Annotated in this window: 11 protein-coding genes; 7 read left to right on the top strand and 4 right to left on the bottom strand. The window is 63.9% G+C overall.

Annotated features, from left to right (window positions below):
- The first annotated feature begins 79 nt into the window (after positions 1-79).
- From BLV07_RS04140 to BLV07_RS04125, 4 genes are all read left to right on the top strand, one after another.
- Complete coding sequence (locus BLV07_RS04140; protein WP_244550949.1) at positions 80-1,831, top strand: acyl-CoA dehydrogenase family protein; 1,752 nt, start codon at positions 80-82, stop codon at positions 1,829-1,831.
- Between the two features lie 5 nt (positions 1,832-1,836).
- Positions 1,837-2,622: a 2-keto-4-pentenoate hydratase gene (locus BLV07_RS04135; RefSeq protein ID WP_091879988.1), complete on the top strand. Its 786-nt coding sequence runs from the start codon at positions 1,837-1,839 to the stop codon at positions 2,620-2,622.
- A gap of 111 nt (positions 2,623-2,733) precedes the next feature.
- A complete protein-coding gene (locus tag BLV07_RS04130; RefSeq protein ID WP_210187780.1) occupies positions 2,734-3,165 on the top strand; it encodes a tautomerase enzyme in 432 nt (143 codons plus the stop codon).
- A gap of 16 nt (positions 3,166-3,181) precedes the next feature.
- Positions 3,182-3,961 carry a crotonase/enoyl-CoA hydratase family protein gene (locus BLV07_RS04125; RefSeq protein WP_091879985.1) on the top strand — a complete coding sequence of 260 codons (780 nt, stop codon included), beginning with the start codon at positions 3,182-3,184 and terminating at the stop codon, positions 3,959-3,961.
- A gap of 9 nt (positions 3,962-3,970) precedes the next feature.
- Here BLV07_RS04125 and acnA read toward each other — a convergent pair whose 3' ends face one another.
- The 3 genes from acnA to BLV07_RS04110 form a co-directional block, all read right to left on the bottom strand.
- Positions 3,971-6,604 carry an aconitate hydratase AcnA gene (gene acnA, locus BLV07_RS04120; RefSeq protein ID WP_091879982.1) on the bottom strand — a complete coding sequence of 878 codons (2,634 nt, stop codon included), beginning with the start codon at positions 6,602-6,604 and terminating at the stop codon, positions 3,971-3,973.
- Between the two features lie 21 nt (positions 6,605-6,625).
- Positions 6,626-7,945, bottom strand: coding sequence for an MFS transporter (locus BLV07_RS04115; RefSeq protein ID WP_091879980.1), 1,320 nt, complete (start codon positions 7,943-7,945; stop codon positions 6,626-6,628).
- Between the two features lie 118 nt (positions 7,946-8,063).
- On the bottom strand, positions 8,064-8,948 hold the full coding sequence (locus tag BLV07_RS04110; protein ID WP_091879977.1) for a GntR family transcriptional regulator: 885 nt from the start codon (positions 8,946-8,948) through the stop codon (positions 8,064-8,066).
- Between the two features lie 305 nt (positions 8,949-9,253).
- Here BLV07_RS04110 and BLV07_RS04105 point away from each other — a divergent pair, with 305 nt between their 5' ends.
- The 3 genes from BLV07_RS04105 to BLV07_RS04090 all read left to right on the top strand — a co-directional run bounded on the left by BLV07_RS04105 (position 9,254) and on the right by BLV07_RS04090 (position 11,508).
- Complete coding sequence (locus tag BLV07_RS04105; protein ID WP_091879974.1) at positions 9,254-10,330, top strand: lactonase family protein; 1,077 nt, start codon at positions 9,254-9,256, stop codon at positions 10,328-10,330.
- Positions 10,331-10,657: 327 nt separating this feature from the next.
- Complete coding sequence (locus BLV07_RS04100; RefSeq protein WP_091879971.1) at positions 10,658-10,819, top strand: DUF2934 domain-containing protein; 162 nt, start codon at positions 10,658-10,660, stop codon at positions 10,817-10,819.
- A 386-nt stretch (positions 10,820-11,205) separates the two neighbouring features.
- Positions 11,206-11,508: a DUF2934 domain-containing protein gene (locus BLV07_RS04090; RefSeq protein WP_244550948.1), complete on the top strand. Its 303-nt coding sequence runs from the start codon at positions 11,206-11,208 to the stop codon at positions 11,506-11,508.
- Between the two features lie 296 nt (positions 11,509-11,804).
- On the opposite strand, the gene BLV07_RS04085 is transcribed toward BLV07_RS04090, so the two are convergent.
- Entirely contained in the window at positions 11,805-13,592 is a 1,788-nt protein-coding gene (locus BLV07_RS04085) for a peptide ABC transporter substrate-binding protein (protein WP_091879965.1), read from the bottom strand.
- Positions 13,593-13,828: the final 236 nt, after the last annotated feature.

The following is a 13,828-nucleotide window of genomic DNA, read 5'->3' as shown; positions in this document are numbered from 1 at the left end:
GGCGACCGTGTCAAGTCATACCCCCAAGCTGGCCCAAGGTTCGTCCAGCCCAAGATATGCCCATCCGGAGAGGAAGCTCATGACAATTCATGTCGGTTTGGCGAGCCGCGAAGCGTCGTCCCGGCGATCGATGGCGTTAGCGCCGACCTGCCGTGGGCTGAATTACTATGCCATCGACCCGAGCCTTCAGGGTTTGCTTCCCCTGTACATGGAGGCGCCGCTGCTGGCGCATCTGGAGCCGCATCTTGCCGAGCTCGGCGCGCTCGCCGGAAGCAAGCTGCACGATCTCTCCGATCAGGCCGAGCGCCACCAGCCCGTGCTGCATCCCCGTGATGGCTACGGCCGCGACGAGGAGTGGGTCGAGTACCACCCCGCCTATCGCGAGATGGAGCGGATCGCGTTCGGACAATTCGGTATGCACGCGATGTGCAACCGCGCTGGCGTGCTGGGCTGGCCCTCGGCGATGCCGCCGATCGCGAAATACGTGTTTCATTATCTGTTCGCGCAGGCCGAGTTCGGCCTGCTCTGCCCGGTGAACCTCACCGACAGCTCCTCGGAGCTGGTGCGTCGCTTCGGCAGTGCTGAGCTTCATGAGCGCTATCTTCCGCGGATGTGGAGCCAGGATCCGGCCACGCTGCTCAAATGCGCGCAGTTCATGACGGAGAAGGCGGGCGGGTCCGACGTCGGCGCGGCAGATCTGACCGCGGTGCGTGACGGAGCGCAGTGGAGGCTCTATGGCGAGAAGTGGTTCTGCTCCAATGCAGATGCTGAACTGGCCGTGTTACTGGCGCGGCCCGAAGGTGCGCCGTCGGGCGGGCGTGGCCTCGGCCTGTTCCTGATGCCGAAGACGCTGCCGGATGGCAGCCGCAACGCCTATCGCATCGTGCGTCTCAAGGACAAGCTCGGCAGCCGCACCATGGCGAGCGGCGAGATCGTGTTCGAGGGCGCCGTGGCCTACCAGCTCGGCGCGCTCGACCAGGGCCTGAAGCAGATGCTGGTAATGGTGAATTCCAGCCGCGTCTCGCATCTGGCGCGTGCCGCCGGCATGATGCGCCGCTGCCTGAACGAAGCACTCCAGGCCTCTCGTCACCGCAATGCCTTCGGTCGCGCGGTGATCGAACATCCCCTGATGCGCCGACAACTCGTCAAGCTGATGGTGCCGACCGAGCAGGCGCTGTCCGCGCTGCTCTATTCGGCGACCGCGCCCGAGAAGGTGCTGCGGCTGCTGACGCCTGTTGTCAAATACCGCGCCTGCCGCGACAATGTCACGGTGGCGACCGGTGCGATGGAAGCGCGCGGCGGCAACGGCTATATTGAGGACTGGCCGAATGCACGGCTGGTGCGCGATGCCCATCTCGGCCTGATCTGGGAGGGCACCAGCAACATCAACGCGCTCGATGCCGTGCAGCGCGCCGTCGGAAAAGTCGGCGCGCATGCCGCCTTGCGCGACGATCTCGCGACCCGGCTCGGCGACACACAGGGCATTCCCGGTCAGTTTCGCACGCGGCTCGACGGCGCGATCAATGGCGCGCTGCGCTTTGCCGAAGAGGTCGCGGCACGCAAGGAGAACGAGCGCTTCTGCCGTGCCGCGGCGGGCAAGCTCTATCATGCCGTCACCGCCGCGCTGTTCATCCAGGAGGGCTCGCGCCTGGGTACATCCGGCGGCGATGCCCGCCGCCTGCTATTGGCGCGCTTCGTGCTGGAGCACCGCTTGCAAGAGCCGAACACGCTGAACCTGGAGAGTCAGCGCTGGGAGGATGAGGCCATCGACTTGCTGCTGGGTGAGGCGCCGGTGCCGCTGTCGCGCGCGGCCGCGCTGCTGGTGAGGTAATCGCGATGGATCAGTCGGCCCAACGTGAACTCGCGCGACTGCTCGCAACCCTGCGCCGCGAAGGACGTCAGCAGAGCGGCCTCGACCAGCGTCTCGTGCCGCCCGACAAGGCGACTGCCTATCGCATCGCGCGCATGGTCGAGGAGGAGCTCGGCTGGACCGTCGCGGGATGGAAGATCGCAGCGATGAAGGAAGGCTTGCAGCGGGAGTTGCGTACGGACTCGCCGATCTATGGCCGGGTATATGCGCCGCTCGTCGTGGAGTCGCCCGGCATCGTCGAACACGCCAGCCAATGCAGTCCGATTCCCGAAGTGGAGTATCAGGCGGTGCTCGGCATTGATCTGCCGCCGCGCGCCAGGCCTTACACTGTGCCGGAGGTGACCGAGGCCGTGGCGTCGCTGCATCCCGGAATCGAGCTGGCGGAGTGCCGCTTCGTTCATGACGCCGCGTTCCCGCCACTGCCGGCGATTCTCGCTGACGGCGCCGGCTCCGGCACGATCGTCTATGGTCCCGCCATTGCGAACTGGCAGAATAGCGACATCGCCGGGCAGGAGGTCACCCTGACATGCAACAGCACAGTACGCAGCAAGGGCAGGGCCGCGGAGTTGCTGGATCATCCGGTCGTGCCGCTGACCTGGCTTGCCAACGAGCTTTCGCGCACGGGCATCGGCATGAAGGCAGGGCAGATGATCAGCACGGGCACGCTGACAGGCATGCTGCGGCCGAAGCGAGGCGAGACTTTCGTCGGCGACTTCGGGCCGTTTGGAAGCGTCAGCGCTACCTATTCATGAGGTGTGAAGTATGACGCGTGACATAGTGAGCCGTGACCGCGCCGGGAGATTGCGATGACGTTTATCCATGTGATGACCCCGCAGGGACGATTGAACGGCGAGTAGCGCCGGATGCTGGCCAAGACGTTGACCGATGCCGTGCTGGTGCCGGAGGTCGGCCGGCTCGTCCCCCAGGCGCGGCGAGGTTACCAGGTGCATTTCCTCGAGCGGCCGCTCGACATGATCGCACACGGTGGAGAGTTGCTGTCGGACCAGCCGAGCGACGTCATGGTGGTCGACGTCGTCGTGATGGATTGCTGCTGGACCCGGGACGACCGCGCCACAGTCATTCGCAACGTTCTCAGAGCCCTCGCGGATGCCTGCGAGATGAAGGAGCCTGCTCCGGGCTGGTGGGTGAATTTCCGCATCATCGAAGAAGGCAATTGGGGCTCACGCGGCGGCGTGCTGTCGTTCCTCGATATTCTCCGGGAGGGCGCCGCAGCCTTCCCGCCCGAGCGGGCCGCAGCCATCCGTACCGCACTTGCCATCAAGAACGACAGGTAGACAGGAGACGCTAAAAATGACCACCGAGGGCACGATCCGCACCGAAGCGCACGATCACATCCTGAAGATCGTCATCGACAATCCTGCGAAGAAGAATTCGTTCTCGCCGGCGATGATGGATTTGTTGTCGGACGCGCTGACCGAATTGCACAACAACGATAGCCTCTGGGTCGGCGTGATCTGCGCAGAGGGCAAGGACTTTACCGCCGGTCTCGACATGCCGAAATTCTTCGGGCCGAACGCAGAGAAGCGGAACGTCAGGGAAGGCAATGTCGACCTGTTCGGCCTCACCAAGCGTTGCAAGAAGCCGATCGTGACGGCGACGCAAGGCATCGTTTATACCGTTGGAATCGAGCTGATGCTGGCGGGCGACATCGTTGTCGCCGCTGACGACAGCCGGTTCTGCCAGATGGAGGCAAAGCGCGGCATCGCGCCGCTCGGGGGCGCGCACTTCCGCTACCTGTCCCGCGCCGGCTGGGGCAATGCCATGTACCACCTCTTGCTCTGCGATGAATTCACCGCGCAGCGCGCCCGTGAGATCGGTCTCGTCCAGGAGGTCGTGCCGGCGGGCCAGCAGGTCGCCCGCGCCATGGAGATCGCGGCGATCATCGCCCGCAACGCACCGCTCGGCATTCAGGTCACCAAGGAGGCGGCCGCGAAATATGCCGAGCAGGGCGAGGCGGCTGCGATCGCCTGCATCCCGATGATCCGGGATCGCGTGCTCAAGAGCGCCGACGCGCGCGAGGGCATCCAGTCCTTCATCGAACGGCGTCCGGCGGTCTTCCAGGGGCGGTGAGGGACAGCCTCAGCGTTCGATGCCGGAACGAGGCATGGCGTTGCGCAGGATGAGCGGCAGCAAGCCTCCGACGCGGAGAATTTCGCATTCCAGATTGGTTTCGACCGCAGCCGTCGCGACGAACCGGTCGGTCTCCGCGCCATTCCGCAAGATGCGCACGTTGATGGCCGCGCGCGGGGTCACCATCTCCGCCAGAGCTTCGATCTCGAGGCTGTCATCCGGCCGGAGATCCAGGTCCCGCGGATGACGGTCGGCGGGCAGGCGGAGCGGCAGGATTCCCATGCCGATCAGGTTGGAGCGGTGGATGCGCTCGAAGCTCAGGGCGAGGACCGCGCGGACACCGAGCAGCGCCACGCCCTTGGCTGCCCAGTCGCGCGAGGAGCCCATGCCATAGCGCTCGCCGGCGACGATGACGACGGAGCGGCCTTCTTGCGCATAACGCTCCGCAGCCCGCCGCAACGACATGCACTCGCCGGAGCCGGCGTGAATCGTTGTTCCCGGTACGAGATCGGGGCCAAGCAGGTTGCGTACGCTCTTGTTGGTGAACAGCCCGCGCAGCATCACCTCCCAATTGCCGCGGCGGGAGGCGAAAACGTTGAGATCGTGCGCGTCCTCACCATGGCCAACGAGATATTCGGCCGCCTCGCTGCTTGCTGCGATCGCGCCGGCTGGCGAGATGTGATCGGTGGTTATGTCATCTCCCAGCACCAGCAGCGGCGCCGCTTGGTAGCGACCTAGCCGCGTGCCGCTACCGAGTCCCGCAAATGGCGGGCGCCGGATATAGGTGGAGGCGTCATTCCATGGAAAGAGCGCTGTGCCTGGCGCCTCGAAAGCCGCCCAATCGGCACTCGCTTCCGCGATGCCATAGGCGTCCTCGTAGTCGCCGGCGTTCTGTGCCAGCATCAATGCCTCGTCGATCTCCTTCCCCGTCGGCCAGATATCGGCGAGCCGGATGTCGGCGCCGGCGGCATTGCGCGCGATGGGATCATGCAGGATGTTGCGACGCGCGTCGCCGGCAAGCGCATAGGCAACGACGAGCGGGGGCGATGCCAGGAACGCAAGCTCGATTTGCGCGTGCACGCGGCCCGGGAAGTTGCGATTGCCTGACAGCACCGCGACGGGAGCGAGCTCGGGGTCCTGCATGGCCTTGGTCATGGCAGGTGCGAGCGGTCCCGAATTGCCGATGCAGGTCGTGCAGCCATAGCCGACAATGCCGAAGCCGAGCGCTTCCAGATCGGGGAGCAAGCCGGCGCGTTGCAGATAGCGCTCTGCCGCGGGCGAACCCGGTGCAAGCGAGGTCTTGACCCATGCCGGAGGCTTCAGTCCCAGCCGTCGCGCCTTGCGCGCAACGAGCCCTGCGGCGATCAGGAGCCGTGGATCCGACGTGTTGGTGCAACTCGTGATCGCGGCAATCGCCACCGCCCCGTCCGCCGGCCCATCCGGATCCTGACAGTCCGGCGTTGTCGTGTCGGGTTTGCTTGCCAGCAGAGGCAACAGCGCATCGGCGGCCTTGTCGGCGGAAATGCGGTCCTGCGGCCGGCGGGGCCCGGCCAGGCTGATCTCGATCTCGCCGAGATCGATCGAGACAGTCTTGGTGTAGCGAGGCGTTGCGTCCGGATCGAGCCAGAGCCGCTGGCGGCGTGCATAGGCCTCGATCAGCTCGAGCTGCGCAGGCGAGCGGCCGGTTTGCGCGAGATATTCGAGCGTGCGCGCATCGATGGGAAAGTAGCCGGAATTGGCGCCGAACTCCGGCGTCATGTTGGCGACGACCGCGCGCTCGCCGGCGGAGAGGCTCGACACACCGGGTCCGAAGAACTCGACGAAGCGATCCGCAAGATCGATCCGCCGCAGCCGCTCGGTGACGGTAAGAGCAAGATCCGTTGCAAGCACGCCCTCGCGCAGGCGCCCGATGAGGCGAACACCGACCACGTCGGGCACGCGCATCGTGACCGGCATGCCGAACATGACGCTCTCGGCTTCCAGTCCCCCGACGCCCCAGGCCAGCACGCCGATTCCGTTGATCATCGGCGTATGGCTGTCGGTGCCAATCAAGGTGTCCGGGGCAGCCCATGCCGTTCCATCGCGCTCGAACGTCGTGACCACGCTTGCAAGCCGCTCGAGGTTGAGCGTGTGCATGATGCCGGTCCCTGGCGGATGGATGCGGACATTGTCGAGCGCGGCGCTCGCCCACTTCATGAACCGATACCGCTCGCCATTGCGCTTCATCTCATGCGCCATGTTGCGCTTCACGGCGTCGGGACGAGCGAACACGTCGACGCCGATCGAGTGATCGGTCGAAACGTCGACCGGCAGCACCGGGTTGAGCCGCCTGGGATCGCCGCCGGCTTCCGCAAGTGAGGCGCGTAGGCCCGCGATGTCGACCAGCGCCGGGCCACAGGTGGTATCGTGCATCAGAACGCGCGAAGGCTGGAATGCGATCTCGCGCTCGCTGCAACCATGCGCGAGCCAGCCGAGGATGGCATCGATTGCCGCCTGCCGGTCCTCGCCGCCGTTGCGCAGCACGTTTTCGAGCAGGATGCGCAGGATCACGGGCAGGCGAGGGAGCTCGTCGCCTGCAACAGTCGCGATATCGGCGATGCGATAGGCTTGTGCGCCACTGACGAGCGTCGCGAGTTCAGTCATCCCTGTATCCTGTCTGTCCGGTCAGGCATGTTGCTCGGCCGGTTGCGTCTGCGCCTTGCCCTGATTCTCCATCCTGGCGAACCAGGTCATCAGGAACGAGGCGAGCAGCAAGGCGCTGAGGAGCAGGAGCCCGCCATAGGTGCTGCCGGTTGCATCCTTGATGGCGCCGATCGCGTAGGGTCCGGCAAAACCACCGAGATTGCCGATCGAGTTGATCGCGGCGATGGAGACGGCGGCGGTCGAGCGTGTGAGAAACAGGCCCGGCAGCGACCAGAACGGCGACTTGAAGGCGTAGATGCCGGCCAGCGCCAGCGAGATCAGCGCCATCGCGATCGCCGGCTGCGCCACCAGTCCGGAGAGCGCCAGCGCCACGGCGCCAAGAAGCAGCGGAATGGCGGAGTGCTTCTGCCGCTCGCCGGTGCGGTCGGAATTGCGCGACCAAAGCACCATCGCGAGGGTCGCGAAGGCGTAAGGCAGCATCGCAACGAGGCCGACCTCGAAGTTGCTCAGCGACGCCGACAGTCCCTTGATGATCTGCGGCATCCAAAGGCCGATGCCGAGATTGCCGACCTGATAGATGAAATAGATCGCCGACAGGAACAGTACCTTGGGATTGGTGATGGCCGCGATGATTCCGAGATGTTGCACGTTGCGCCTTTCGGCGTGGTCCTTGCGCAACTCTTCGGTCAGCCAATCGCGCTCTTCTGAGGAGAGCCATTTGGCCTGCTCGGGGCGATCGGTCATGACGAAATAGTTGAGGATGCCGGCAATGACGGCGGGGCCGCCTTCCAGCAGCAGCATCCAGCGCCACCCGCTGAGGCCGAAGCCGGCGACATGATCCATGATCCAGGTGCTGAGCGGCGCGCCGATCAGATAGGAAACAGGAATGGCCGCCGTGAACAGCGCCACCGTCGTCGCCTGCTCCTTGGCGCGGAACCAATAGGTCAGATAGATGATGATGCCCGGAAAGAACCCGGCCTCGGCGACGCCGAGCAGGAAGCGCAGCACATAAAGCTGCATCGCGCTCTGCACGAAGGCGCTTGCGGTTGCGACCAGCCCCCAGCTGATCAGGATTCGCGAGATCCAGATGCGGGCGCCGTATTTGTTGAGCGCGACATTGCTCGGCACCTCGAACAGGAAATAGCCGATAAAGAAGATGCCGGCGGCAAAGCCGAAGGCTTCGCTCGACAGCGCGAGCTCCTTGTTCATCTGGAGCGCCGCATAGCCGATATTGGCGCGGTCGAGATAGGAGATGACGTAGAGGCCGAAGCAATAGGGCACGATGCGCCAGAACACCTTGCGCATGGTGGATTGCTCGATGGTCGCTGCCGTTGCGGACATTTGGCGTTCCCTTGCTGCGTTTCCGCGGGGGCTTGTCGGGCAACGCCAACCTCCCCGCAGGCCGGCGCGTTGCGGGCAGTTATGCATTTTATCTTATAAAATGCAATATGGCTGGGGTTTAGACCTTCGGCACCTTGATGAGGCCGGCGCCTTCGATGTGGACGCGGAGGAAGTCCGAGGCCTCCTGCCGCAGGCCTTTTTCCAGCAACGTCAGGATGTTGATGTGCTCGCGGCACTGGATGGGAAGGCGACTGCGGTCCACCGTGATGCGGTACTCCACCAGCCGCCTCAGCCGGTTCACGCGCTTGACCGCATCGACAAAAAACGGATTCCGCGCGCAGCCGACCAGCATTTCGTGGAACTCGGCGTTGGCGGCGAAGATCTCGGAGCGCGAGGCGCGTTTGTAGCCGCCGTCGAGCAGCCATTGCTGCTGCTCGCGCGCCGCCGCGAACGCCGCCGGGTCGATTTCGAAGCTCGGCAGCAGCAGCGCTTGCGGCTCCAGAGCGACGCGCAGCTGATAGCCCTGCTGATAGCTTTCGCGCGACGTGAGAAGAGGGCCAAAAGCCCAGCCATTGCCGGGCAGGCGCTCGATCCAGCCTTCCTCTGCTATTTTCGTGAGAATCTTTAGGAGCCGCGTGCGCGAGAGGCCATAGCGGCGCATCAGCTCGTTCTCGCTGACCTTATCCGGGAGCTTTCCTGCAAGCCGGTCTTCGGCAATGGCAAAGTACCACTCGTCCTCGCGCTCCGGCTCGGCCTCCTCCGCATCCGGCAGGTCGGGAAGCTCGGCTGCGCTTTTGACCAGGAAGAAGCCGCGATTGGGCTCGGAGCGAACGACCTTCATCTCTTCGAGCATTTGCAGGGCCGCGTTGATCGGGGCGCGCGAGACCCGGAGGGCATCGGCCAGCGTTTGGCTCGGCAGATGCTGCTCGGCCTGCAAGCCATTGGCGCGGATGTAGTCGAGGATCCGCGCGGTCATCTGGGTCGCGAGATTGGGGCGGGGCATGGGGCGGCGACTCGGGTTGATCCTCTCAAGGAGATGTCGCTTACCGGCGCGGGCGGCACAAGCGGGACGTAGGGCCGGTCCTTGCGTCGGGACCATAATTGTGTTTTAAAAAATAAAAAGCAATATTGGGGAGAGGCATGACGCCCAGCAAGTCGATTGCACGCCCCGCGTCGCCACTCCAAGCTGACGGCGCACTCCTGTCGCGACGCTTGTTCGCACGTCTCGTCGCTGCAGGCGCGGTGAGCGCAGCGTGGCCCGGCGCATCCGCGTCATCCCGAACACAGACGTCCCACCAGGAGGACAACATGCTCGAAGGCTCTCGCTCTTTCGTCTATGTCGGCGCGCGCACCACCAAGGAGCGCAACGCCCGCGGCGACGGGCTCAACGTCTATGAGATGGACAACGCGACCGGCGCCTGGCGGCACGTCCAGCTTCTCGGCGATTTCGTCAATCCGTCGTTCCTCGCCTTCGATCGGACACGCCGCTTCCTCTACACGGTGCATGGCGATCTCAGCGACATCACGGCAATGGCGATCGATCCCGCGAGCGGCAAGCTTGCCGTGATCAACCGTCAGAGCACGGAAGGCAAGAACCCGGTCCACCTCGCGATCGACCCGAGCAACCGGTTTGTGGTGGTCGCCAACCACATCACCTCCACGCTTGCTCTGCTGTCCCGGCACGAGGATGGGTCGCTCGGCGCCGTGATCGATCTGGTCAAGCTCGAGGGCAAGATCGGGCCACATCGTGTTGAGCAGCCTTTCGCCAAGCCGCACCAAGTCGAGTTCGATCCGTCGGGAAAGTTTATCGTGGTGCCCGACAAGGGGCTCGACCTCGTCTTCACCTACAGGATCGACGGCGAACAAGGAAAGCTCGTGCTCGTCGGCAAGCCGGCGCGGGCGCGTGAAGGGGCAGGCCCGCGCCACGTGGCGTTTCATCCCGGCGGCCGGCTCGCCTATGTCGTCAACGAGCTCGACTCGACCGTTACGGCCTATCATTTCGATCCTGCAACCGGCACGCTTGCACCGTTCCAGATCGTGTCGGCGGTGCCTGATGCCTACACGGGAAATAGCCGGGCGGCAGAGATCGCGGTGTCGGCAGATGGACGTTTTGTCTACGCGTCAAATCGCGGCGACGACAGCATCGCAACGTTCGCGATCGAGCCGGCGAGCGGCAGGCTATCGCCGATCGGCTGGACCGCGACTGGCGGCAAGACGCCTCGGTTCTTTGCGCTGGCACTGTCGGACAAATTCCTGTTCGCGGCGAACGAGGACACCGACACGATCAAGCTGTTCAAGCGCGACCATACCAGCGGCGGCCTCGTTGCTACAGAGCAGGCCATCCATATTGGAAGTTCCGTTTGCATTCTCGTCAGGCCAGGTTGATCTGGAGCTCATCTCAAATATTCAAGCCAGCCCGCGCAGCTTCGCTCCTCATGCAACCAAGCTTCTGGAGTTACTAGGGATTTCCTTTTTTTGAATGTGGTGGCGGATCCCTCCCCCGCTACCGACGACTTCAAAGCGCATCATCGATCGACTTCTGGCCAAGTCCACGCCGCGTGGTCGAGTTCGCGGGAGGAAAGGAACTCTTGCGCATGATCGCGGCTTGAATCCGCGGGCCAGCGTCGCCGCCGATTGCTGGTCTGCACGGCCCCGCCTCCAAGCCCCCATACTCCCCAAGGATGGGGCCGTGCTTTATAGCAGGAGGTGCCCATGCCTGAGCCGACCGAGCAGGACATCAGAGAGCGCGCGCACCGACTGTGGGAGCAAGCTGGCAAGCCCGAAGGCCGTGAGGACGAGTTTTGGCAGGCGGCCGAGCAGCAGTTGCGCAACGAGGACAAGTCGAACACCACGCGGACGCCGGATACGCTGTGACTCGCAAGAAATGTCCCTTCTGCCACGGTCTGGGATGGGTCTGCGAAAACCATCCGCTCCGGCCTTGGAGTGAGAAGCTGGGCGGCTGCCGGTGCGGTGAGGGGATGCCCTGCACCTGCAACACGACCGAAGATCCCGAAACAAGGGCCGTGATCGTCGAAGCGGATACGACGTGGCATTAAAGCATGATCCGGAAAAGTGCGAAGCGGTTTTCCGGAAAAATCATGCGTAAACAGAAACCTGAAGCGCGATGACGATTCATCCAAATCTCATCGCGCTTTAGAACCGTCACGGCCGGCTCACTTCGAAATGGTGGTCTGCGTCTGCACTGCACGCGGAACGGAACTCTCGAGAATGAATTGAGGCTCTAAGCAGCATGAGCTGTGGTGCGGGTCCGTTCGCAGGGCGCGGTGTTCACCGTGGACGAGCAGCAAAAGATAGAGCACCAGATCGAGCTCGCAACGCGAGCGGCGGTGCTCGCCAAGGACGAAACCACTGTCACGCGATTCAGGAGCTTTGCCGAGGAGCTGACGCAAAAGCTCCTCCGCATGATGCGGCGCGGCAAGGTGCGGGCACGCGCCTATGAGCTCTGGGAGCAGGCCGGCCGTCCGGCCAACCGCGACTTGGACTTTTGGCTCGAAGCTGAGCGGCAGGTGGAGGAAGAGCGCGAACAAAAGAAAGGCTTTTGACCGTCATAGCGACGATCGCCGCTGGCGCTGGTGATGTCCCGCATTGGCCGCATGGCGCTGGCGCCGGCCGCCCTGCCATAGAAAAAAGCCGCCGAGGTCTTCACCATGGCGGCTTCGAAAGTTCGTAGCTGTTGATCGCCTCCCCAGCCCCGTGCGTACCGCCGTTACCTTGTTTGCGGCCATGCACGATTGTTGTAGGCGAGGGCGATTGATTCTGCTGTGACCTGAATCACACAGTGGGAAGATGATGGGGGCCGGATGCAAGGTGTCCGTGGCGCCCTCGCTGGCCTGCGGCGTCAGGTGCGATACCAGCTCGCTAAATTCCACGTCGTGACGTCCCAGCCCGACATGTCGACCATGAGGTTGTTGACGTTGGCGTTGACGACGTTGCGGGAGAGCAGCGGCAGGAAGACGTTGGCCTCGCAAAAGGTCTCGTCGACCTTGATCAGCAGTGCGGCGCGCTTGACCGGGTCGAGCTCGTTCTGCGCGGCCTTGTAGGCCTTGTCGGCTTCGGGATCGGAATAGCGGGAGATGTTGCGGCCGAGCCACTTGTTGTCCTTGCTGGCGATCTCCCAGGAGACGCACTGGTTCAGGAAACGCTCCGGATCGGGCTGCGGCTGCGTGGTGTTGTACATCTCCATGTCGGCGTAGAATTTCGAGTAAGTGTCGGGGTTGCCCACATCCGAGGAGAAGAACACCGATGCGGTGACCGCCTTGATCTCGATCTCGATGCCGGCCTTCTCGCAGGCCTGCTTGATGATGGCCTGCGTCTTCTGGCGCGGGGCGTTGGTCGAGGTCTGGAAGACGTATTTGAGCTTCTTGCCGTCCTTCTCGCGGATGCCGTCCGCGCCCTTCTTCCAGCCGGCCTCGTCGAGGATCTTGCTGGCCTTGTCGATGCTGAACTCGTATTTGAGCTTGGGCGACTTGAACTGCTTGGGCGCGTTGACGAAGCTCGCGGTGGCGACACCGCCGCGGCCGTAGATGAATTTCTGGATCGAATCGCGGTCGAGCAGGAGGTTGATCGCCCGGCGCACGGCCGGATCGGACAGCGTCGGATGCTTGGTCTTGGCGTTCGAACGCTCGCCGTCGACCTCGGTCCACGGGTCGGTTGTGTTGAGGATGATGAACTCGACATTGCCGGACGGTGTGATGTCGAGCTTGCCCTTGCCGCTCGCCTCCATGCGCTTGAGGACCTCCTCCTCCACCTGCATGTTCCAGGCGAAGTCATATTCGCCGGTCTGCAGCACCGCGCGCGCCGCCGACACCGCATCGCCGCCACCCTTGATCTCGAGCGTGTCGAAATGCGGCTGGTTCTTGACGTGATAGTCGAGGTTGCGTTCGGCGCGGATCAGGTCACCGGGCTTGAACTCGACGAATTTGTACGGGCCGGTGCCGACCGGCTTCAGATTGGCCGGTGCCTCGCGCGACTTGGCGCCGGTATAGTCGCCGAAATGATGCTTTGGCAGGATCTGGCCGACCGAGCCGACGAAGGGATCGGCCCAGAACGGCGTTGGCGCCTTGAAGATCACCTTGATGGTGTGGTCGTCGATCTTCTCGACCTTGATGTCCTTGTAGGATCCCGTGGTGTAGGCCGCAGTTGCGAGATCCGCGGCGTACTGCCAGGTGAAGACGACGTCGTCGGCGGTGAAGGGCTTGCCGTCGTGCCATTTGACGCCCTGCTTCAACTTCCAGATCACGCTCGTGCCGTCGGCCGCAAGGCTGCCGTTCGCCTTGGTCGGGACCTCGGCGGCGAGGCAGGGGATCAAATTGCCCTCCTTGTCCCAGCCGGCGAGCGGCTCGAAGAAGACGCGCGAGGCCATCTGGTCCTTGGTGCCGATCGCGAAATGTGGATTGAGCAGGGTCGGGGCCTGCCAGAACAGGAGCTTGAGCGGGCCGCCGCCGCCGGCCTTGGCCGGCTTGTAGGGCAACGTGGCGTCCGCCATCGCCACATCGTTCCAGACCAGGATCTGGCTCGCGATCGGCGCTGCGATTCCGATCGCAGCCACCTTTTGGATGAACGAGCGTCGCGACAGCGTGCCTTGCTTCACTTCCGCGACCAGATTGCGGATTTCGTTCTCGTTCATCGGATGACCTCCACCTCGAAGACAAATCGTCGCCAGCAGCCATCATGTTGCATGATGCACAAGGCGGCAATGCCGGCAAGGCCGCAAGGCCCTGCGACGAAATGACGATGTGGAGCACCCCTGCGGGTGACGACCCGGATCGCCGCCCGAGAGCACCCAGGCGGCGATCCAGTGCGAACTTACGTGAACTTGGGGAAGTTCTAAGGCCGCGCCGAAACGCTAACCCGGTCACTGCT

Origin of the sequence: Bradyrhizobium sp. Rc2d (assembly GCF_900099855.1) — a bacterium.
Classification (GTDB): domain Bacteria; phylum Pseudomonadota; class Alphaproteobacteria; order Rhizobiales; family Xanthobacteraceae; genus Bradyrhizobium.
Note: the sequence above shows the minus strand (reverse complement) of the source record. Positions and strands in the feature narration are given on the sequence as shown.

Coding starts and splice junctions, on each gene's coding strand:
- BLV07_RS04085 (WP_091879965.1), bottom strand. CDS start 13,592: ATGAACGAGAACGAAATCCGCAATCTGGTCGCGGAAGTGAAGCAAGGC.
- BLV07_RS04140 (WP_244550949.1), top strand. CDS start 80: ATGACAATTCATGTCGGTTTGGCGAGCCGCGAAGCGTCGTCCCGGCGA.
- acnA (WP_091879982.1), bottom strand. CDS start 6,604: ATGACTGAACTCGCGACGCTCGTCAGTGGCGCACAAGCCTATCGCATC.
- BLV07_RS04115 (WP_091879980.1), bottom strand. CDS start 7,945: ATGTCCGCAACGGCAGCGACCATCGAGCAATCCACCATGCGCAAGGTG.
- BLV07_RS04125 (WP_091879985.1), top strand. CDS start 3,182: ATGACCACCGAGGGCACGATCCGCACCGAAGCGCACGATCACATCCTG.
- BLV07_RS04105 (WP_091879974.1), top strand. CDS start 9,254: ATGCTCGAAGGCTCTCGCTCTTTCGTCTATGTCGGCGCGCGCACCACC.
- BLV07_RS04110 (WP_091879977.1), bottom strand. CDS start 8,948: ATGCCCCGCCCCAATCTCGCGACCCAGATGACCGCGCGGATCCTCGAC.
- BLV07_RS04135 (WP_091879988.1), top strand. CDS start 1,837: ATGGATCAGTCGGCCCAACGTGAACTCGCGCGACTGCTCGCAACCCTG.
- BLV07_RS04100 (WP_091879971.1), top strand. CDS start 10,658: ATGCCTGAGCCGACCGAGCAGGACATCAGAGAGCGCGCGCACCGACTG.
- BLV07_RS04130 (WP_210187780.1), top strand. CDS start 2,734: ATGCTGGCCAAGACGTTGACCGATGCCGTGCTGGTGCCGGAGGTCGGC.